The organism is Microcoleus sp. PH2017_34_RAT_O_A (assembly GCF_020737885.1).
Taxonomy (GTDB): domain Bacteria; phylum Cyanobacteriota; class Cyanobacteriia; order Cyanobacteriales; family Microcoleaceae; genus Microcoleus.
Genome location: NZ_JAEQDD010000119.1, coordinates 6,360 through 26,963 on the forward strand (window position 1 = coordinate 6,360; position 20,604 = coordinate 26,963).

At 46.4% G+C, this 20,604-nt stretch carries 16 protein-coding genes and 1 tRNA gene; 5 read left to right on the forward strand and 12 right to left on the reverse strand.

The annotated features are described in order from the left end of the window. Nucleotides 1–171: 171 nt before the first annotated feature. Genes JGK11_RS28800 through ribBA form a run of 3 tightly spaced genes read right to left on the reverse strand, consistent with a single transcriptional unit; the run spans nt 172 to nt 3,522 of the window. The gene (locus JGK11_RS28800; RefSeq protein WP_293213880.1) at nt 172–318 is read right to left on the reverse strand and encodes a hypothetical protein; all 147 of its coding nucleotides are present in this window, start codon (nt 316–318) and stop codon (nt 172–174) included. Further along, a complete protein-coding gene (locus tag JGK11_RS28805) occupies nt 319–1,752 on the reverse strand; it encodes a pentapeptide repeat-containing protein (RefSeq protein ID WP_293184260.1) in 1,434 nt (477 codons plus the stop codon). It abuts the gene before it with no gap. Between the two features lie 33 nt (nt 1,753–1,785). After that, nucleotides 1,786–3,522 carry a bifunctional 3,4-dihydroxy-2-butanone-4-phosphate synthase/GTP cyclohydrolase II gene (ribBA, locus tag JGK11_RS28810; RefSeq protein WP_293192536.1) on the reverse strand — a complete coding sequence of 579 codons (1,737 nt, stop codon included), beginning with the start codon at nt 3,520–3,522 and terminating at the stop codon, nt 1,786–1,788. A 509-nt stretch (nt 3,523–4,031) separates the two neighbouring features. Here ribBA and JGK11_RS28815 point away from each other — a divergent pair. Next, nucleotides 4,032–5,393 (forward strand): DUF4339 domain-containing protein, encoded by a 1,362-nt coding sequence (locus tag JGK11_RS28815; protein ID WP_293213883.1) that lies wholly within the window; start codon nt 4,032–4,034, stop codon nt 5,391–5,393. Nucleotides 5,394–5,454: 61 nt separating this feature from the next. Here JGK11_RS28815 and JGK11_RS28820 read toward each other — a convergent pair. Continuing rightward, nucleotides 5,455–5,527: transfer RNA gene (locus JGK11_RS28820), tRNA-Phe, on the reverse strand. A gap of 133 nt (nt 5,528–5,660) precedes the next feature. Here JGK11_RS28820 and JGK11_RS28825 point away from each other — a divergent pair. After that, nucleotides 5,661–8,321, forward strand: coding sequence for a glycosyltransferase family 39 protein (locus tag JGK11_RS28825; protein ID WP_293213885.1), 2,661 nt, complete (start codon nt 5,661–5,663; stop codon nt 8,319–8,321). Between the two features lie 113 nt (nt 8,322–8,434). Here JGK11_RS28825 and cobO read toward each other — a convergent pair whose 3' ends face one another. The 3 genes from cobO to JGK11_RS28840 form a co-directional block, all read right to left on the reverse strand. After that, complete coding sequence (gene cobO / locus JGK11_RS28830; RefSeq protein WP_293184250.1) at nt 8,435–9,058, reverse strand: cob(I)yrinic acid a,c-diamide adenosyltransferase; 624 nt, start codon at nt 9,056–9,058, stop codon at nt 8,435–8,437. Nucleotides 9,059–9,169: 111 nt separating this feature from the next. Continuing rightward, entirely contained in the window at nt 9,170–9,748 is a 579-nt protein-coding gene (locus JGK11_RS28835) for a Uma2 family endonuclease (RefSeq protein WP_293192541.1), read from the reverse strand. Between the two features lie 143 nt (nt 9,749–9,891). Further along, the gene (locus JGK11_RS28840; protein WP_293184246.1) at nt 9,892–10,515 is read right to left on the reverse strand and encodes a hypothetical protein; all 624 of its coding nucleotides are present in this window, start codon (nt 10,513–10,515) and stop codon (nt 9,892–9,894) included. 111 nt (nt 10,516–10,626) lie between these two features. Between JGK11_RS28840 and glp the strand changes: the two genes are divergently transcribed. The 3 genes from glp (at nt 10,627) to rimM (ending at nt 14,340) form a co-directional block, all read left to right on the forward strand. Then, nucleotides 10,627–11,898 (forward strand): gephyrin-like molybdotransferase Glp, encoded by a 1,272-nt coding sequence (gene glp / locus JGK11_RS28845; RefSeq protein ID WP_293213888.1) that lies wholly within the window; start codon nt 10,627–10,629, stop codon nt 11,896–11,898. A 251-nt stretch (nt 11,899–12,149) separates the two neighbouring features. After that, the gene (locus JGK11_RS28850) at nt 12,150–12,782 is read left to right on the forward strand and encodes a response regulator transcription factor (RefSeq protein WP_293148190.1); all 633 of its coding nucleotides are present in this window, start codon (nt 12,150–12,152) and stop codon (nt 12,780–12,782) included. A gap of 910 nt (nt 12,783–13,692) precedes the next feature. Further along, entirely contained in the window at nt 13,693–14,340 is a 648-nt protein-coding gene (gene rimM, locus JGK11_RS28855) for a ribosome maturation factor RimM (protein ID WP_293213891.1), read from the forward strand. A 144-nt stretch (nt 14,341–14,484) separates the two neighbouring features. On the opposite strand, the gene JGK11_RS28860 is transcribed toward rimM, so the two are convergent. The 5 genes from JGK11_RS28860 to JGK11_RS28880 form a co-directional block, all read right to left on the reverse strand. Next, complete coding sequence (locus tag JGK11_RS28860) at nt 14,485–14,946, reverse strand: phosphate-starvation-inducible PsiE family protein (protein ID WP_293184235.1); 462 nt, start codon at nt 14,944–14,946, stop codon at nt 14,485–14,487. A 357-nt stretch (nt 14,947–15,303) separates the two neighbouring features. Further along, a complete protein-coding gene (locus JGK11_RS28865) occupies nt 15,304–15,609 on the reverse strand; it encodes an RNA-binding protein (RefSeq protein WP_293148182.1) in 306 nt (101 codons plus the stop codon). A 292-nt stretch (nt 15,610–15,901) separates the two neighbouring features. Further along, a complete protein-coding gene (locus JGK11_RS28870) occupies nt 15,902–16,228 on the reverse strand; it encodes a hypothetical protein (protein ID WP_293184233.1) in 327 nt (108 codons plus the stop codon). Nucleotides 16,229–16,358: 130 nt separating this feature from the next. Further along, on the reverse strand, nt 16,359–18,530 hold the full coding sequence (locus tag JGK11_RS28875) for a nitrate reductase (RefSeq protein WP_293213893.1): 2,172 nt from the start codon (nt 18,528–18,530) through the stop codon (nt 16,359–16,361). Between the two features lie 339 nt (nt 18,531–18,869). Continuing rightward, nucleotides 18,870–20,555 carry a nitrate ABC transporter ATP-binding protein gene (locus JGK11_RS28880; RefSeq protein WP_293197334.1) on the reverse strand — a complete coding sequence of 562 codons (1,686 nt, stop codon included), beginning with the start codon at nt 20,553–20,555 and terminating at the stop codon, nt 18,870–18,872. Nucleotides 20,556–20,604 lie beyond the last annotated feature (49 nt).

Sequence of the window (20,604 nt, forward strand, 5' to 3'; positions counted from 1 at the left end):
TATAATCGCGAGCAGTATAATCGCGAGCAGTATAATCGCGAGCAGTATAATCGCGAGCAGTATAATCGCGAGCAGTATAATCGCGAGCAGTATAATCGCACTATATGCAAAACTGAGATGCTCCCGTTAGTTGTTAGTTGTCAGCTTCCCCGCTCGCGGGTCGTTGGGTTGTTAGTTGGCAGTTGTTAGTTGTGATTCGTCAGTTGTGATTCGTTTTTGTTTATTTGTTATTTCGTAATTATTAGCAACTAGCAACGGCCAACTGCTAACTGTCAACTGCCAACTGCCAACTGCCAACTGCCAACTGCCAACTGTCAACTACCATTCCGATTCTAATGGTAGTTCAAAGAAACTCGGATTCAGATCTACATCAGTCAAATCCGTTTCGCTCAAATAAGCATCAGTCAAAGATACCCCTTTTAAACTTGCGCCTTTAAGATTTGCACCTTTAAGGTTAGCACCTCTGAGATTAACTCGGAATAAATGAGCATCGCTCAAGTCTACTTCAGTTAAATCGGCTCCCTCCAAATTTACTCTCATCAAATCTGCTTTTCTGAGGTCAGCTTCGTTTAACTTCGCGCCGCTGAGGTCGGCTTTTGTCAAGTCTACACCTCTCAAGTCGGCGCCGCTCAAGTTAGCGAACAGCAAAGTAGCTCCGGTGAAATCTGTTTCCCTCAAGTCGGCATCGCTCAAATTAGCGCCGCTGAGGTCAGCCCTTGTTAAGTCTACACCCCGGAGGTCAGAAGAACTCAAGTTTACTTGGTGCAAAATTGCGCCGCTTAAATCGGCTCCTCTCAAGTCTGTTCCCTCCAAGTTTGCACCTTTGAGGTAAGCTTTTTTTAAGCTAGCTTTACTGAGGTCTACATTTTTGAGATTGACCGAACTCAAGTTAGAACCGCTCAAATTAGCTCCGCTTAAATCTGACCCGTTTAAGTCGGCTCCGGTTAAGTTCACCCCTTGCAGCGATACATTAGGAGCAATTAAATAAGCTCCGCCCAGACGGGGGTCAATGCCTTCTGAAAACAATGTTTGGTTGCTGTAAACAGCTTTTTCTAAAATGACGCCGCTGAGACTGGCTTCCCTCAAGTCCGCTGCGCTGAGGTTGGCTCCTGCTAAGTTTGCCCGATCGAGCTTTGCTCCAAATAAAATAGCTTTGTATAAGTTTGTCCGCCGCAAATCGGCTCCTTTTAAATCGGCTCCGGTCAAATCTACCATAGCCAGATTTAAGCCCGGGAGCGAGGCATTGGGAGCTAGCAAAATTGCTCCCAATGCAGCGGGGTCAATATCGTCGGGAAACATTGTCCGGTTGTTGTAGACTGTCTTGTCTAAAATAACGCCAGTCATCTGAGAGCCTCGCAAATCTGCTCCACTGAGATTGGCTCTGGTTAAGTTGGCTTGCTGGAGATTGGCTCCAACTAAATTGGCCTTGATCAAACTTGCTTGTTTGAGGTTGGCTCCCGTGAGTTCTGCTCCTACGAGAGTAGCTTCTCGGAGGACAGCACCGGTCAAATCGGTTCTGGTGAGGTTGGCTAAATTCAGAAATGACTCAGCTAAATCCGCCCCGCTAAGATTGGCGCGGGTGAGATCGGCTTCGATCAGATCTGCATACCTGAGAATTGCGTCGCTCAGGTTGGTTTCTCGGAGGTCTGTTCCCCTGAGGTTCGCTCCCCGGAGTTCTGCACCGCCGAGGTTGGTGCCTTTAAGCGGTTGTCCCCTGAGGTCGAGCCGGTGCAAAAAGTCACCAACGTTCATTTCCATATCGATTCGCCCTTTCTAGTCTTGACCTTAGCTTGACATTCCGAGGGCAGAATCGGGAATAGCGGAAAAACTATAGATTTTTTGAGGTTGAAGTTTCGCACAGGCGGACGCGACTTGTTCCAGGGGGAAGCTTTCGCGATCGAGCTGGACTTGCAGGGTTTTGAGCGGATCTGCGCCGGAGGAAACCATGAATTCTAATGTTTGCAAGTCGGGCTCTGTGCTGATAGATTCAAGAATTTGCCCGATCGCCCTGACGTAAGGATGGTTTGGATCTTTGTACCAATCGGGGGCTGCGAGTCCGGCCTGGTCGAAGCCGAGGTGAACGATGAGGGAGCTTTCTCCGAACAGGGCTATTCCCACCGGCCGCGCTTCTTCTTGCAGTAGTAAATCGCGACTTGCTACCAAATGCCGCAGTTTCTCAAGGTGTTCGTACCGATTTTGAATGGCCGAATCTTCCTCTTTTCCTTCTTCCTTCTTCCTTCTTCCTTCTTCCTTCGTTTCGTACTGAATCGCTACTGTGACTAAATAAGTTTGCAGCAGCATATGACCTAGTTTTTCGGCTTTGGTTGCCAGATAGATCGAGTTGTAATCTGTGGCTTCAATGAGTAAGGGGACGCGATCGACTACTTCAATGCCGTAACCTTTCAAACCGGCAATTTTTCGCGGGTTGTTGGTAATCAACCGAATTTTTTCCACTCCCAAATCGTTAAGCATTTGTGCTCCAACGCCGTAGTTCCGCAAGTCGGCGGGAAAGCCCAAGCGTTCGTTAGCTTCTACGGTATCGTATCCGATATCTTGCAGCGAGTAAGCTTTGAGTTTATTGACCAGTCCAATCCCCCGACCTTCTTGGCGCAAGTAAACTATGATGCCGCAACCGGCATTTTCGATCATTTTCAGTGCTGCTTGCAGTTGCATCCGACAGTCGCAGCGCAGGGATCCCAAAGCATCTCCGGTCAGACATTCGGAATGCACCCGCACCATCACGGGTTTGTCTTTAAATTCTGCCGGGTCGCCCTTGACAATGGCAACGTGTTCTGAATTGTCTTGAGTGTCGCGGTAGGCGTAGATCGTAAACTCGCCGAATTCAGTCGGCAATTTGGCGACTGTTTCGCGGCGGACAAATCGATCGTGCTTGAGGCGGTAGCTAATTAAGTCAGCAATGCTGATGATTTTGAGGTTGTGGGTTTTGGCGTATTCGATCAATTCGGGCAACCTCGCCATCGAACCGTCGGGGTTTTGAATTTCGCAGATGACGCCGCTGGGATAGAGGCCGGCGAGTCTGGCGAGGTCAACGGAGGCCTCGGTGTGACCGGCGCGTTTGAGGACGCCACCGTCGATCGCCCGCAGCGGGAAAATATGACCGGGACGGCGCAAATCTTGAGGTTTGGTATCTGGGTGGATGGCTACTTGGATGGTGCGGGCGCGGTCTTCGGCGGAGATGCCGGTGCTGACGCCGTTGACTGCATCGATGCTGACAGTGAAGGCGGTTTGGTTGTTGTCGGTGTTTTTGCTGACCATGAGAGGCAGTTCTAGGCGATCGAGTCGATCGCCAGTCAATGCCAGACAAATCAAACCCCGGGCCTGTACTGCCATGAAATTGATATTGTCGGGGGTGGCGAATTGGGCGGCACAAATCACGTCGCCTTCGTTTTCGCGGTTTTCGTCATCGACTACTACCAGCATCCGACCTGCTTTCAGGTCTGCCAGGGCGCTGTCAATTGAGTCAAATTGAAAGGATTGAGTTGAGGTGTTGTTGTAGGGCACTGAGGAGTTCAAGCTATAAACAGTATTGTTATGGAAATAGAATCTATTATTGATTGTAGCCTGTTGTTTCCGGCTGGGTGATTCTCCGAGTCAGATGAGTTTAACACCATTTTCGAGCTTGCATACTAGAAATAATCCTTTTTGTCAATCAAAAATTGCCAGAGTATTTCATGAGTTCGATCGAGATTCCGAGGCTTTTAGGGAAAGAGAAGGAAAATTATGTTGACTCTAAATCGGAATTTGTTCGATATTAATGCGATCGTCAAAGCGCGGTTGAGTTGTTGATTTAGCAATTGTGGCGATGACGAAAGCAGCGACAAGCGATCGGATTTGTAATCAGGAAGGGTTTTGGGGCGATCGAGAGTGCCCGAATGTAGCGCTATTCTTAAAACATGGATCTGTCTGAGGGAGGTTCAAGGATGAACCAATACTTTGTCTGAAGGCTAAAGCAATTGCGGAAGCTCAAGTGTAGTGGGACAATATTGATATCCGCCTCAATTGTCCCTCTCATGAATAACTGGCCGAAGTTCCTCCCCCTTCCTGCATCATGGGCAAAAGGTTTTGCATTAAGCAGTGGCTTTTGGCTAATTGTTTCGGTACTGCTGCCTGGATATTACTACTACTCCTACAGATTTAGCACAGCGTACTGGCGCAGCATCAGGAGTTATGACGAAGGCGCGATCGCCTTTGCTTGGTTGTGCCAAATCCCGTTATTTGCTTTCTACCATTGGGGATTAGCTAAATTTGCTGAGTGGGTGGAAAGTCGCAGCCAGAACCAACCGCCGACAGTAACAGTATCGCCTTGGCTGCACTGGAGGGAAGGGTTTATCGCATTTGCGACGCTGCCGGCTGCGATCGTCATGGGAATTCCGGCGATCGCCTTTTTGATGCTGCCGCTGAGGGACTCTTCGGGCTCAATTGTTGCTTTAATTATCGGAACTGCGATCGCATCGGCTTATTTGTATCACTTCCGCTTTGCAAGGCTGCTGAAAATTCTGGTCAAATTCCTCTGGATTTTCTATGCACAATTGCTTAAAATATTGCAACTTCTGTTAGTACCAACACTAACCGGTATGCCGTTTTTTGTGCTGACTTTTGTGACGGCGCCAATGGTGCCAAAACAACTGCTGCCACTGACGACCTTTCTATTAGTTATTTCTGTATTTCTCAGTGGCATAGTCGGATATGCAGCTTTGCAGTATTGGTCGGCGCATTTAGTTAATTGGGCCGCGAAGTGGTGGCCGGCCCACTCTCCTGGTTACAGTCGGGTTCAAGCTCGCACAGCTTGGAAACACAACAAAACAGCAGCTACTCAATCTTTGGTTCGGCATACAACCAGTTGGCATTTAGCGGCGAATGATACTACCTACCTAATTTATTTCAATTTGAGTGCGATCGTCTTTGGTGCGATCGGTTCTGTGCTGTTTGGAGAGCCGTCAACATGGTCAGAAACAGAAGAAGAGATGTTAGGATCTGCCGTGGCGCTAGTTTGGGTGGCGCAGTGGCATTTTTGGGGTTGGCGTCGCGAAGTAGAAATTGCTAGGGGTAAGCCCGAGGCCAAAAAGAGCTCGCGCGATCGTAATTTACCCGCCGCCGATCCAATTGAAGTCGAGCTCAACCAGCTTGTAGCCGAGTTCGGCGATGCTCGGATGAAGCCTGTCAGAAAACCTGCGTCAGCAACTAAAAAGCCTAAGTCACAGCAGGCTCAGTGGTACGTATTCCGCAGCGGTAAAGCCGAGGGGCCTTATACTAAGCGACAGTTGCGAGATGTGCAGCAAATTACCGATCGCACCAAAGTGAGACTTGGGGAAGCTGAGTGGCAGCGCGCTGGTGAAATTCCAGAATTAGCAGCGTATCTGACTCAAAAATAATTGACTGCACAGCCCGTATTTTCCCCAATAAAAAGCCCTCAACTTTGTGAGGGCTTTGCGATGCCAAGACGGAGATTTGAACTCCGGACACGTGGATTTTCAGTCCACTGCTCTACCAACTGAGCTATCTCGGCTTGTTTTTTTACGCTTAACTACCTTAGCAGACACATACGGAATTTAGCAAGCACTTTTTCAAAATAATTTTTAGAGCGCCCGGAACCGCCCACCTGTAAGCTAAAAACTGCAAGCTAAAATCCAAAAATCGCAATGGCACAGCAACATCGGGACAGCCGGGGCAAGAGTATGCTGATCTTAGGCATAATTTGGCTGCTGGGGGCAATTAGCGATCGCCTCTGGTTTGCCTGCGATCGATCTGTACCCGCCTGGGATCAAGCAGAATACCTCACTAGCACGCTGAATTACTTACAGGCGTTGCAGCATCCTCAATGGTTTTCCGGCGACTGGTGGACAAGTTTCTGGCTGCTTTCGACGAAGATTCCGCCCTTGGTGTACATCTTAACGGTGCCGTTTCTGCATATTTTTGGTACTGGGGGCGATCGGGCAACCCTCGTTCATTTATTATTTAGTGCTATTCTGCTCGCCTCAGTTTACAATTTGGGCACCAAATTATTTAATCGACAAGTCGGTTTGTGGGCTGCTGCAATTTGCGTTTTGTTACCGGGACTTTATCGCTTCCGCCTGCAATTTTTGCTAGATTTTCCCCTAACTGCTGCGATTACTTTTTGTTTCTATTGTCTGACAATGTGGAAGAAACAAGAAAATGCGGCAGCGGATTTTGCCGTATATATAACGGAGAGAAAAAATCAGGAAAATCGTAAAATATTTTACCTGAATCGATTATCTTTCTTCTGGGCGATCGCCTTTGGAATTTCTCTTGGCTTATCAATATTAGTTAAACACACTACAGTATTATTTTTGTTTACACCGATTCTGTGGTTAGCAGTTGGTGCAGTGCGACAAAAAGCTTGGGGAAGATTAGCTCAATTAGCTGGTGCTTTGTTGCTGTCTGCTGCCGTGTTTGGCCCGTGGGCAAAAACCAATTGGCTGTTAATTTTGACCGGGGGAAAACGGGCAACGTTCGATTCTGCGATCGCCGAAGGAGATCCGGGCCTGAATACGATCGGTGCTTGGATTTACTATATTCAGCACTTACCAGAACAGGTTTCCTGGCCTCTGTTACTGATTCCCTTAGTCGGATTTATACTCTATTATTGGCGAAATCGAGCCGATAGTCAGTCAATCTTGTACCTTGACTCCTGTCGGTGGCTGGGGGTATTTTGGATAGGAGCTTATTTAATTAATTCCCTAAATATCAACAAAGATGACCGATATGTGATACCTTATTTGCCAATATTAGCAATATTTTTAGCCTACTGTTTAACCCTGTGGCCGCAGCGTTGGGGAAAGCAAATTCGTTGGGGAACAATTGGCTTAGGAATCCTAGCGATGCTGTTCCATATCTGGCCGCTGGGCGGTGGTTTGGGAAACAACTCCGTTCAAGTTGTCAGTCCCGGCAATTCTAGCTATCCTTATTTAGGTAAACAGTGGCCGCACCAAGAAGTAATTGCCGAAATTATTGATACCGAACCTTATTTGCAATCGACTTTGGGCGTGTTGCCTTCCACACCGGAAATTAACCAGCACAATTTGAATTATTACGGTGCTTTGGCGAATTTTCAGGTTTACGGGCGACAGGTGGGAACCAATTTAAAAGAAGTGCCGCAAGATGTGCGATCGCTTTCTTGGTTTGTTACCAAAACTGGCCCGCAAGGTTCGATTCGGGAACGGATTAAAAAAGCTCAAAATGCAGCGGTGGCGGCGATTGAAACTGGTGGTAAGTTTAACTTGCAAAAAAGTTGGGTTTTGCCTGACAATACTAATTTGAATCTTTACCGCAAGCAGTTGCACCCGGTGGAAATACAGCCGTTGCCTGAAGCGCGATCGCAAGTACAATTAGAGCAGGTGACTGTTTTGGCAAAACCGGTTCCCGGTATAGCGTTGCCGGTGACTTATACTTGGTCTGGGCCTTGGCAGCAGTTGCAGTCTGGTTTAGTCTTGTTAACGTGGCAAAATCAGCAGTCTGGCGATGTTGCACCGGGACAGACTGTGAGGATTTTACACGATCGCGCGATCGGCCAGGCAACTTTGCATCCGGGAATGCTGGAAGCCGATAAATTTGCTGTGGGGTTTCGAGTAGTCGATCGCACGGCGATGCTAACTCCTGCTAATATTGCACCGGGAAGTTACAATCTGCAAGCGACTTATCTCAATCGCAAAACCGGGGAAACTTATCCAATCAATGTGCCGCAGGTAACGCTTAAAATCGACGCTCAGCCCGAGGTTATTGCTTCCCAGACTCGCACGGATAACGAAAACGATAAAAAATTGAAAATCGCCGAGCAAGTCCCAGCAAATGAAGATACGCCCGAGTTAGATTTGGTAACTCAATTGCGGGCGATGGCGGTTAATTTACCCAAAGGATTGCCCGGTTTGGAACCAGTATTCGAGCAGATTGGACGGATCAATCAGTACGATCCAACTCAAGATTATACCGTGCAAGCGGAACAAGCGTTAGCATATCGGCTGAAGCAGGAACCGAACAATCTAGAATTCGCCTATGCTTTGGCATTTTCTAGAGTATTGCAGCAAAATGTCGAAAGTGCGATCGGGGCTTTAGAAAAAGTCACCCAACTAGACTCTCAAAACCCCTATGCTTACGCTTATCTCGCCTTCGTCCAGATTTACGGCTGGCACCCAAAAGCCGCTGAAACAGCCTTAAAACCCGCACTCGCCCTTAACCCGAACCTACCGGAAATTAGAATTTTAAACGGTTTAGCCGCTTTAATGCAAGGCAATGTCATTCAAGCGTGGCAAGATTTGCAATTCTTGAAAAAATTGAAGATTTAAGCTGTTGCGGCATTTAAACTGTATGTCAATAAATAATCCAAGTCTTGTGGGATGGGCTTCTAGCCCGTCCCGAATATGCAATGTTTATTTGCGCGACAGCTTAGCAATCAAAACTAATACTCAATACCAGCTTGAGCCTTAATACCTTGTTCTCGAAATGGATGCTTAACCAAAGTCATTTCCGTCACCAAATCGGCGCGTTCAATTAATTCGGGTGGCGCGCCTCTGCCGGTGAGAATTACATGAGAGTCTTTGGGTTTTTGTTCTAAGGCTGCGAGCACTTGTTCGACTTGCAAATAACCCAACTTTAATGCTATATTGACTTCATCTAGCAAGACTAACCTAAACTCAGGATTGCAGATAAAGGTTACAGCTTTATCCCAGGCTTTTTGAGCTGTAGCAATATCTCGATCGCGATCCTGCGTATCCCAAGTAAAGCCTTCACCCATCGCATGAAATTCTAGCTGATTTTCCCAGAGTTCAAAAACAGCTTTCTCTGCCGGTTCCCAAGCTCCTTTGATAAATTGTACTATGGCGACGCGGTAGCCGTGACCGAGCGATCGCAAAACCATGCCTAAAGCAGCCGTAGTTTTGCCTTTACCGTTACCCGTATTCACAATTATCAAACCTTTATCTTCAGCAGCATTAGCAATTCGCTGCGCCTGAACTTCTTGTCGGCGCTGCATTTTTTGTTTGTGTTGTTCGGCTGTTAGGGAAGTTGTTACTTTAGTTTCCATTAGATTTTTTTAACGCAGATTGGAGACTCAGAAACCGGGTTTTTTAATACATACTTCGGTGCAACCCGCAGATTGGGAAAAAACCCGGTTTCTCGGATTCGGATTTAGCTATTATGTCCACAGCGATCGCAAGTTTAGCACGAAACCGGGCAAAATGTGTTCTCCAGAAAGTTCTGCGGGACATTCGATAATTTCTTTTTCTTGTCCTTCGCGGTAGATTTCAACTCTGCGCGTTTTACGGTTGATTAACCAGCCTAATTTTACTTGGTTTTCCATGTATTCTTGCATTTTGTCTTGAGCATCTTTTAGACTGTCTGTCGGCGACATTAACTCTAAAACAAAATCTGGGGCAATCGGAGGAAATTTTTGTTTTTCTTCGGGAGTGAGTGCATCCCATCTTTCTTGTTTAATCCAAGAAACATCGGGGGAACGATTGGCACCGCTGGGGAGTTTGAAGCAAGTTGAAGAATCGAAACAAACTCCTAGTTTAGTTCGTCTGTTCCAAATTCCAAAATCAATAGATATTTCAAAATTGTAATTTCCGGTTTCTCCTCCTGTGGGTGACATAACGGTTATTTCTCCTTGGGCGTTGCGTTCAAATTTGACCTCGGGGTTTTGGCGACACAGTTGATAAAATTGGTCGTCGTTGATTTGGGCGATCGCATTAAAGTTGATAGTAACTGCTAGCATGGTATTTTAGAGGCTGCACTTGGACTATTGTAACCGCAGATAAAGGCCGAGCGATGCAGGTTGTGTAAATCGCAAACCGGAGAATGCTATTTTTGAAGCCGGAAGATTTTGCGAAATACTTGTGTTGGCATTATATCACAAAGTTATAATGACGCGTTCATCTTGTTATGAAAACTTTTTTCCAGGAAAGATTTGCAGACATACCAATAATAAAATGCAATGTTGATTTCGCTCAATAACTTAGGAACCCCTTCTAATAAACTAGCTAAGATCTTGCCTTCTAACTTCAGCGCGTCCATGCCGATCGCAAAAAACAACAATCCCAATCCAGCCAACAAGATTTTGTAGGGAGTAGACTGTAGTTCTCGCCGAAAAAACCATCCGTAGGAGAACACAAATATAGCGTACAACAAACTAACTCCTAACTTAGGAATTCCCAAGGCGCTAATATATAGATGAATCCTGTAAATTTCATTGAGCAGAAATGCGCCTGTCAACAAAGCAGAGAACAGAATAAATCGAGTTTCCGTAGGGCGCAGTTGCATAGTTTTAGCCAATCCATAGCTAAAGCTACAAACAATAACTGGCACAGCACATAAGATTTGAAAGGTTCGAGTTAATAAAGCCACATTGGGATTGGGGGAGAAAAAAGGGTGAAAGAATAAATCGCTGACTTGCAAGCCTGAAAGTTGAGTCAGGACAACCAGAAATCCCACCAGAAATAGAGATAAACAATTGAGTCGAAAAGCTGAGCGAAAAATAGTCATAAGCTAAGGACGACAAAAAACGGTTTACCGCAGAGGAATCAAAAAATACATTTCCACTATAGCTGCTGATTTGCTAAACTAAGAAGAGTCTTGTTAAACTGGGTGACACTGATGCTGTCCGTAAAAGAAGCAGAATCTATCGTTCTAAATTTGGCGCAATCCCTCGACAGTCAGCGGGATGTAGAAATTGTAGACTTGTTGGCAGCATCGGGGCGCATTTTGGCTGCACCCGTCACCGGTTCCCTCGATTTTCCTTATTGGGACAATTCGGCAATGGATGGCTATGCGGTGCGGTTTGCTGATGTGGAAAATTGCAGCGCCGAAAAACCTGCGGTACTCGAAGTAGTCGAGGAGATTCCAGCCGGATATCAGCCTCAAACTACCGTGCAATCGGGCCAAGCAGCCCGAATTTTTACGGGCGCGATGATGCCAGATGGTGCTGATACGGTGGTAATGCAGGAAGAAACGAGGCGTGAGGGCGATCGCATTTTTATCTTAGTTTCTCCTGAAAAGCCACAAGCATTTGTCAGGCACAAAGGCACTTTTTATCAAGCAGGAACAAATTTACTAACTCCGGGTACAGTTATCAACGCCCCAGAAATGGCGGTACTAGCAACTGCACAGTGCATTCAAGTTCCAGTCTATCGGCGTTTGCGGGTGGCTATTTTTTCTACGGGTGACGAATTGGTATCGCCAGACAAAACTTTGACTTACGGTAAACTGGTAGATTCAAATCAGTATGCTTTGACAGTGTTGTTGACTCAAATGGGATTTGAACCGATTCGATTGGGGATTGTTCCTGATAGTAAAGATGCGCTAAAGGAGGCAATCACTCAGGCTGTTTCGACAGCAGATGTGGTGCTTTCTACGGGTGGCGTTTCGGTAGGAGATTACGATTATATCGAGCAAATATTGGCGGAGTTGCAAGGCAAAGTTCACATTAGTTCTGTGGCGATTAAGCCGGGTAAACCTTTGACTGTCGCTGCATTTAAACGAGATGAAGAAAAATCCGATTTGCCGATTGCGAGTTCGGATTGTCTCTATTTTGGTTTGCCGGGAAATCCAGTTTCGGCTTTAGTATGCTGTTGGCGGTTTGTTGTGCCTGCTTTGCGAAAGATGTCTGGGCTGGGCGCGGATGCTTGGGGCCCGGAGTTTGTGCGGGCTCGATGTGATGTTGAATTGCGATCGCCAGGCAAGCGCGAAACTTATGTTTGGGGTAAACTACATTTAGTTGCCGGATTCTGGGAATTTGAACCTGCAAGCGGCAGCCAAAATTCAGCAAATTTAATTAACCTCGCAAATACGACTGGTTTAGCAGTTTTGCCCGCATCGGAAACCTGGATTTTGCCTGGTGAATTTGTAGAAGTTTTAAAAGTTAGTTGACAGTTGACAGTTGACAGTTGTCAGTTGACAGTTGGCAGTTGGGGAGCATCTCATTACTATAATAAATGCAAAACAGAGATGCTCCCGTCAGTAGTCAGTAGTCAGTTGGCAGTTGGCAGTTATTAGTTATTTGTTATTGTTGAGAACCTACCAATTCCCAATTCCCAATTCCCAATTCCCAATTCCCAATTCCCAATTCCCAATTCCCAATTCCCAATTCCCAATTCCCAATTCCCCATTCCCAATTAACAATGAAAATTCTAATTGTTGAAGACGATCCGATGATGCAACTGGGATTAGAGCAAGTTTTAGCCGATTCCCCAGAAATAGAAATAGTAGGACAAGCAGAAGATGGATATTTAGGCGTAGCCGCCGCACTGAAGCTGAAACCAGATATTATTGTAATGGATATCGGTTTGCCGCGACTGGACGGCATAGCAGCGACGCAGCAAATTAAAGCACAACTGCCGGAAGTTAGAGTGGTAATGTTAACTTCTCATACCGCTGAAACTGAAATTATTGCTGCCCTTTCAAGCGGTGCTGATGCTTATTGTATTAAAGGTGCTTCCGTAGACAGGCTGTTAGCAGCGATTGCAGCGGCAGCAGAGGGGGCTACTTACCTCGATCCTCAAATTGCTCGGACTGTCATCGATCACCTCAAACCGCCTACACCAGCCTCTACAACTACTTTTGGCCAATTGTCACAGCGGGAATTAGAGGTGTTAAAGTTAATGGTGGAAGGTAACAGCAATCCGGAGATAGCGGCGGCACTTTATTTGAGTCCAAATACTATTAAAACTCATGTTCGCGGTATTATGAATAAGTTGGCTGTGGACGATCGCGTGCAAGCAGCCGTTGTCGCACTGAGAAGTGGGTTGGTTTGACACTCCCCGACCTTAAGGTGCGGGGATTCTTGGCTCAACGAGACCACTTAACCTAGATACCTTGCAGTGTCTAGCAAGCGAGGTGGGACTCTCCCCAAGCGACTTCGGGTATGCCCTACCCTAGTTGGATTGCTCCAAGTTCTTTTTTAATTTGAAACGATATGTCTCAAAAAAACTGTTCGTCTAGCTCCTCTGAATCTTTTACCTACTGCGAGGTGGAGTCTAGAAAAATGCAGTAGAACCGCATAGATTCAATTTTCTCTTGTTCAGTGTGCCTCTCGGCGACTGGGTTTTTTAAGTGGTTGATTACCCTATCCACTATAATTAGTGTACCACATCTGTACACAAAATGGCAAAGAAAGAATTGTACATCAGAGTATCAGAGGCCCAGATGGATATGCTTGAGGAATACGCCAAACAGAATAGTCGAACCAAGTCCGATATTGTTGGCGAACTTATCAGAACACTCTCGAAAAGTCGTCCTAGAAGGACGAGGCTTTAAACCCAATTTTTCGGTAAAGAGGGAAGAAGGGAGAGGGGGAGAGGGGGAGATGGGGAGAAAGGGAGAGCTGACAGGTGTAGGTTTTCCCCTGGCAAAACCCAGCAAATTTAGACAGTGCAAAGGTTTTGGGCTTTTGCATCTTAAAATCTCAAACTCTTATGGGATAAGGCTTTTACCAAAAAACCTACACCCGTCAGAAGGGGGAGAGAGGGAGAGGGGGAGAATTACCCAATTAGCAATTACCAATTAGCAATTACCAATTACCAATTAGCAATTACCAATTACCAATTACCAATTACCAATTACCAATTACCAATTACCAATTACCAATTACCAATTACCAATTACCAATTACCAATTACCAATTACCCTAATGACTAATGATTAGCAATTTGAGTAATAGAATTTATGTCTGAGTGGATAGAAATCGGTACAATTGTAGCAGCTCAAGGTTTATACGGGGAAGTGCGAGTCTATCCCGATTCGGATTTCCCGGAAAGGTTTATTGAACCGGGGAGGCGGTGGCTTTTGCGCCCTAAGAAAAGTGAACCGGAACCGATCGAGTTTTTGGGCGGTCGCTACATTCCAGGCAAAGGGTTGTATGCTGTAGAGGTGGAGGGTGTAGAAGACCGCGATGGCGCTGAAGCGCTGCGGGGCTGTAAGTTGTTAATCGAAAAGGGCGATCGACCTTACCTCGAAGCTGGTGAGTTTTACGTCCAAGATTTGCTTGGTATGGAAGTTTTTAACCAGTTAACCGGGGAAATCCTAGGTAAGGTAAGCGATATTATCCCCGCAGGTAACGACCTTTTAGAGGTAGAAACTAATCTCACAGCGCCGGAAGTTGTCCCCCCAGGAGTAGCTAAGCCAAAACGCCCTGAAACTCCCACAGCAAATGCTGACCCCAGAAATACCCGCAAACCACGGAAAATCCGGGTTAAAGAACCTAAATCAACGAAAGTTTTGATTCCTTTTGTGCAAGAGATTGTGCCAATTGTTGACTTGGAGAAAGGCAGAATTGAAATTGTGCCTCCTGCTGGTTTATTGGAAGACATCTAGGCAAGACGGCGGTTTCAACCGCCCATTTTTCTAGACAAGAAAGGAAAGGATTTTTCAAGCAAAGCCGGATTGGGTATTAGTTATTGATGACAATTCCCAATTCCGAATTACTAATGACTGATGACTAATGACTAATGACCAATATTAATCATTTGCTTTATTGGCAAACCGCACTATCAAGTAACTGATGGAAAGCGCGAAAATGGCTGCTGCTAAACCAATCAAGTCGGCTGCTGTTTTTTTTTCTAGGTCAAGAATGATTATTTTTCGAGATACTGCTATCAAAGAAGTTACAATAACTAGCTCTACTTGAATTACGTGCTTTTTCAGATAAGCTGTAATATTTTCCAAGATTTCCAGGGCAATTAAAACATTTAAAAACAACCCGAATATGACAAACAACGTATCTTTTAATAAAAAACTCTCGTGGTCGTTAAACAATTCTTTTGCTAAATAAATCAGCAAATCGCAAACGCTGATTATAATTACCAAAATCATCGCCAGCGATAAAATTTTGGATATTATGACTTCTACATTTTCTGTAAAATGCAGAAATTGTTCATCACTGCCAAACTTAGAAATTTGCCTAAATAGTTTTTTCAGCATACCGATGATTTAGCGATCGTCGATCATTCTGTCATTCTTCGGTACACTTGGCAATCCCGAAACTCTGTGATTGCTTGTTTCCCTCGGAAAACCGGAGTCTGAGGAAGGTTATTTTTTCTGCCCGTTATATTTTACAGGCTTTCGGGTCAGCTCCGAAATCGATCGCACACAGTCCATTTCCCGATTCAGAAATTTTGCAAATAAAAAAACCTCAAACTCTAGCTTATCAAGAGTTTGAGGACTTTCAGACACGGTACGATCGCACAATCAACTACTTATTCTCAACAGATAAGGATTGTTGACTGCATTTTCGCCCTGTCGAACACACGACCAAGCTAAATTTTTAGCTTGGGTGGTTTAGTAGCGGCGAGAAGAGCGGTCGTTGTTGCCCCAGTTGCCGCTGTTGGAAGAACCGCGCTCTTCGCGGGGTTTTGCCTTGTTGACTTTGAGGTCGCGACCCATCCACTCAGCACCGTCAAGAGCCTCAATGGCTGCGGCTTCTTCTGCTTCAGTAGACATTTCTACGAAAGCGAAGCCCCGCATCCGACCTGTTTCGCGGTCAGCAGGCAATTGAACGCGCTTTACTGTGCCGTACTCTCCAAAAGTTTGGTTGAGGTGCTCCTGCGTTACTTCGTAGGATAAATTGCCGACATAGATTGACATTGAACATTCTCCAGAATCGAGGTTGTAGAGATTTAAATCCGGAGGAACGCCGATCGAACGAACTGTACTGCCGAAAATAAAGCCTTATAAAAATAGCATAGCACCTATAGGTGCAAACTGCAATTTTTCCGATCCGCTCGATCGACTAAAAATAAGGAATAAAGAATCAGGAATCAGGAATCAGGAACAAGGAATCAGGAAAAACCCCGAATAAAGCAGGAAAAACTAGAAAAAATAAATTTAATTTTCTTGATTCGCGAACTCTGCGGGAGAACGCAGCTTGTCGGGTGCTTCAACAGTTGACTGTTGACTGTTGACTGTTGACTGTTTGAGAGCGACCTCTACCTGGAAGTCCGAGGATTGGAGTAATGAATAGTCTGATTTTAATTTCTCCCTCAAAGACGGGCGGGCTTTCAACCAATTCTTTCTGGTAATAACTCAAAATTACTCGATAACCTTGCCCAAAAACAGGTACAAGCCCCGGACTTAAGTCGTGGAGATCCCAAAATTTGAGACCCTTCGACAAGCGAACGGCCAACGCCAAAGTTCCAACTCCCAGATTGCATCTGTGGAGTAAATCAAAAAATGGAAAATCGAAAAATAGAAAATCGACTGACAAAGGTCTTGATTGCTGTAGAGTACCCTGCTATTGTGCCTCAGCCATAGCTAAGAAACTGGGTTTATTGACAAAAAAACTAGAATTTTATTTGAGTCTGTGGCAAGAAACCAAGGTAAAGTTGGACGGCAACTCAAGAATTGACCGTGACGGTGGATTTTGCCCAATTAAACTCCCCAACTTCTGCGGCCACTTCTGCCCCAATCAGCACTAACTGCACCGCACAAGCTTTTAACTCGGGCTGTTTGGAATCTGGACAACTTGTAGCATGAGTCATGGCATTGGCTTCAGCACTTTCTGCCCACAGAGAACCCCAGTGCATCGGTACAAATAGCGTACCAGGGGCGATCGCCTTGGTGACTTTTGCTGGAAACTGAGCCTTACCGCGGCGCGATCGAACTTCTAGCAAATCACCCTCCTTAATCTGCAATTTAGCAGCATCGCGCGGGTGAATTTCCAAAAACGGATCTGGGTGCAATTTATTGATTTTCTCTGTTCTCCCAGTCCGAGTCATCGTGTGCCAATGTCCGTAAACTCTTCCTGTGGTTAACACAAACGGATAGTCGGGATCTGGTGGTTCTGCTAGTCCCCGGGAGTGATAGGCCGAAAATCTCGCCCGCCCGTCAGGAGTGTGAAAACGCCTGTCAGTATACAGCCGTTTAGCTTCAGTCGCTGGATGCACAGGCTGATTTTCGGGACATGGCCACTGTTGGGGGCCTTGAAGGCGCAAATATTCATGGCTGAGGCCTGTTACGTCGCAGGGACGATCGCGTGTCAACTGCACGTATTCTTTGTATATATCGGCGCTGCTGTCGAAAGCAAAGTGTTCGGCAAAACCCAACCGGCGGCCGACTTCTGCAAAAATCTTCCAGTCGTCGCGCGCTTCGCCGGATGGTTCATCGAAACCGGGACAAAGCGTCACGCGGCGTTCGGAATTCGTCATCACTCCGGTTTTTTCGCTCCACTGGGTTGCCGGCAGCAGGATGTGAGCGTAGGCTGAGGTTTCGGTGGGATAGTATGCTTCTTGATAAATCGTCAAGGGCGATCGCAACAAAGCAGCTTTTGTCCGTTCCAAATCCGGCATACTCACCACCGGATTGGTGGCGGCAATCCACAACAACTCAACATCGCCAGTTTCCAAACCGGTAATCATATCCCAAGCATTGCGGCCTGGATTCGGCGAAATGCTTCCCGGTGCGATTCCCCAAAACTCCTCGACTTGGGTTCTGTGTTCGTCATTTTTGACAAAGCGGTAGCCTGGAAGTAAGTGAGAAAGTCCTCCAGCTTCCCGGCCTCCCATCGCGTTTGGCTGGCCTGTGAGGGAAAACGGGCCAGATCCCGGTTTGCCGATTTGACCAGTCATCAAGTGCAAATTAATTAGCGATCGCACCTTTGCCGTACCTTCGGAGGACTGGTTAATTCCCATCGACCACAGAGACAAAACCCGTTGTGACTGTTCCCAATAGTTGGCAGCAGTTTCTAACTCGCTGACAGTAATGCCGCAGCGCGAGGCTACAAACTCCGGCGTATAGCTGCTGACAACTTCAGCAAAAGCTGAAAAATTTGCCGTGCATTCTTGAATAAACTCAGGATCTATTGCTTGCCTCCGCAACAGCAAATATGCCATTCCATTGAGTAAATCTATGTCCGTCCCTGGTTTAATTGCCAAGTGCAAATCTGCGACTTCAGCAGTCGGAGTCCGCCTCGGATCTACCACAACTATCTTGACATCGGGATGTTTTTTGTGGTACTTTACTAATCGATTGAATACAATTGGATGGCATTCCGCTGTATTGCTGCCGATAATAAAAGCGCAATCTGTTAATTCTAAATCGTCGTAACAGCAAGGCGGCCCGTCCGAACCAAAACTTTGAACGTATCCCGAAACCGCTGAAGACATACACAAACGAGAATTCGCATCAAAATTATTAGTGCCCAGACAACCTTTCATGAGTTTCTGGGCAACATAATAATCTTCTGTAGCGAATTGACCTGAACCGTAAACGCACAAAGCATCTGGCCCACTGGTACTGCGAATTGCCTGGATGCGGTCAACAATGGCATTGAGAGCTTCGTCCCAGCTAGCGCGACGGAACGGCTGGTCGAGAGTCTCTCGCATCATCGGATAAAGTAGCCGATCGCTGCGAATGGACTCTGTTACCGTTGCTCCCTTGATACAAACCATGCCCTGAGTCGATGGGTGATTGCGATCGCCCCGCACTTTCCAAGTTTGTTTTTTGTCGGGAACAACTTCTAGACCGCAACCTACACCGCAGTAAGGACAAAGAGTTTTTATAGTTTCCATCTGGTGATTTTAGATGCTAATTTTTGAAAGCTCATGGATAATTCGTAATTCGTCATTATAGTTGGAACTGAGGACTCCTACAAATAATGTATCAATAATTACTAAATTACCCCGGAAATGCTTTACATAAGCGGAAAATACCCTGATTTCAAATTAACCGCTATCTTTAGTTAAACTCGCGATCGCACTCGGATAGGTTTGTAGTGAGGACTTTAGTCCGCCGAAAGAAGGACTAAAGTCCTCACTACAAACCTATTTTATAGTAGTCGATCGAGCCGAGGCGATCGGCTTCTCAATCGAAAATCTTCAACTATCCAATGCAAAAATGGTATAAGTCACCTATTTCGCGGTTTTAACTTCTAATAAGCCGCCGCCACCGCTGGTGGGGCTAAACGTTACTTGGAAATCAGCAGTTTTTTGAGCGCCTGCTGCGGCACCGGCAGGAGTTTGCAAAGTCGGCAGAGGAGTTTCTTTGAGGAAATCTTTAGCTGCTTTATTTGTGGGCTCGAACTGTACGATATCTCCGTTTTGTTTCACTTTGACTCGATAGGTCAAACTTTGGGTAAATGTCGGAGTTGTTTTCCAATTTTCGTCAATTCGTGCATACAACTGATTTCCGATCGCATCAAGTTCAGCTTTGTCCGAAATTCCTGAACCTGCACTGCTTGCTGCCTTGGTGGGTGAGGTTGCAGGACTGGCAATGGATGCAGGACTTGCAGCAGCACTCGGTGCAGGACTGGCAATGGATGCAGGACTTGCAGCAGCACTCGGTGCAGGACTGGCAATGGATGCAGGACTGGCAATGGATGCAGGACTGGCTGCAATTGGTGCAGGACTGGCAGCAATCGGTGCAGGGCTGGGAGGAGAACTGACAACCGCCGCCGCAGTTGGTGCTGGTGCAGTTTCTGCTAGCTTGGCTTGCTTGAGTTGGCTGGAAACAGCAGATGTATTGACAGCAGCTAAAGTTGCCATTGTTACCAACCACGAGATTGCCAGGACGCCACCTTTGATTGGCGAGGCTTCTAAGGGTTGTGCAGCGTGAGGCACAAAGGATACCGGTGGCATGGGCTTGTCAGCAGTAGCCCCAGGCTTTTTGCTAGCGGGTAATGGCAGGACGACGGGTGCCATTTCTGAGTCCGTTGTGTCCTCTTCGTGGTGGGCGTAGCGAGAGAACAGGAATTCTAAAGCAAAGTTGCGGAGTTCGTAGTATTTCGGGTCTTCCATCATCCGCGTGCGGTTGCGGGGACGGCTGAAGGGAATGTGCATATCTTCGCCGATTGATGCAGCAGGGCCGTTGGTCATCATCACGATGCGATCGGCTAAAAACAAAGCTTCATCAATATCGTGAGTAATCATGACGATCGTAATTTTGTACTCGTGCCAGATTTTCAGCAATTCTTCCTGCAATTCTTCCCTGGTAATCGGATCTAGTGCTCCGAAGGGTTCGTCCAAAATCAGCAGTTTGGGACGAGTTGCCAGGGCTCGGGCGATCGCCACCCGCTGTTTCATACCGCCCGACAACTGGCCCGGTCTTTTGTTGCAAGCTTCTGTCAGCCCCACTAATTCCAGGTTATCTTTGACGATCTTGTCGTGTTCCTCTGCGGACTTATCCCCGTAAACAGTTTCAACACCGAGGTGGATGTTTTCTGTAGCAGTCAGCCACGGTAGCAGCGAGTAGTTTTGAAACACCACCATGCGATCGGGGCCCGGTTCAGTAATCCGCGCACCTTCGAGAGCAACTTCTCCGCTTGTCGGCCCGTTAAATCCCGCAATCATGTTCAGCAAAGTTGATTTGCCGCAGCCAGAGTGACCGATCAAACAAATAAATTCGCCTTCATTAATCGTCAGGTTCACACCGTCGAGAATCACGAAAGGTTTTTCTGGTTCTTTCAGGTTTGGGTAGACTTTTGATACATCTTTAATAGTCAAAAAGCCTGATTTCTTACTCTGAATCTTCGTTGCAGGGGGCGCTTTGATAGTTTGCATATTTTCAGGATTTGGTTGGGGGTTTGCGGAATTAGACATGAGAATTTAGGATTAAGGGTTAGTAAGAGAGGTAATTAGGAAGCGGGAA

Bases quoted from the DNA above. Each gene is read 5' to 3' on its own strand.
- JGK11_RS28875 (WP_293213893.1), bottom strand. From the start codon at position 18,530: ATGGAAACTATAAAAACTCTTTGTCCTTACTGCGGTGTAGGTTGCGGT.
- JGK11_RS28840 (WP_293184246.1), bottom strand. From the start codon at position 10,515: ATGACTATTTTTCGCTCAGCTTTTCGACTCAATTGTTTATCTCTATTT.
- JGK11_RS28805 (WP_293184260.1), bottom strand. From the start codon at position 1,752: ATGAACGTTGGTGACTTTTTGCACCGGCTCGACCTCAGGGGACAACCG.
- glp (WP_293213888.1), top strand. From the start codon at position 10,627: ATGCTGTCCGTAAAAGAAGCAGAATCTATCGTTCTAAATTTGGCGCAA.
- cobO (WP_293184250.1), bottom strand. From the start codon at position 9,058: ATGGAAACTAAAGTAACAACTTCCCTAACAGCCGAACAACACAAACAA.
- JGK11_RS28880 (WP_293197334.1), bottom strand. From the start codon at position 20,555: ATGTCTAATTCCGCAAACCCCCAACCAAATCCTGAAAATATGCAAACT.
- rimM (WP_293213891.1), top strand. From the start codon at position 13,693: ATGTCTGAGTGGATAGAAATCGGTACAATTGTAGCAGCTCAAGGTTTA.
- JGK11_RS28850 (WP_293148190.1), top strand. From the start codon at position 12,150: ATGAAAATTCTAATTGTTGAAGACGATCCGATGATGCAACTGGGATTA.
- JGK11_RS28835 (WP_293192541.1), bottom strand. From the start codon at position 9,748: ATGCTAGCAGTTACTATCAACTTTAATGCGATCGCCCAAATCAACGAC.
- JGK11_RS28860 (WP_293184235.1), bottom strand. From the start codon at position 14,946: ATGCTGAAAAAACTATTTAGGCAAATTTCTAAGTTTGGCAGTGATGAA.
- JGK11_RS28865 (WP_293148182.1), bottom strand. From the start codon at position 15,609: ATGTCAATCTATGTCGGCAATTTATCCTACGAAGTAACGCAGGAGCAC.
- JGK11_RS28815 (WP_293213883.1), top strand. From the start codon at position 4,032: ATGAATAACTGGCCGAAGTTCCTCCCCCTTCCTGCATCATGGGCAAAA.
- JGK11_RS28825 (WP_293213885.1), top strand. From the start codon at position 5,661: ATGGCACAGCAACATCGGGACAGCCGGGGCAAGAGTATGCTGATCTTA.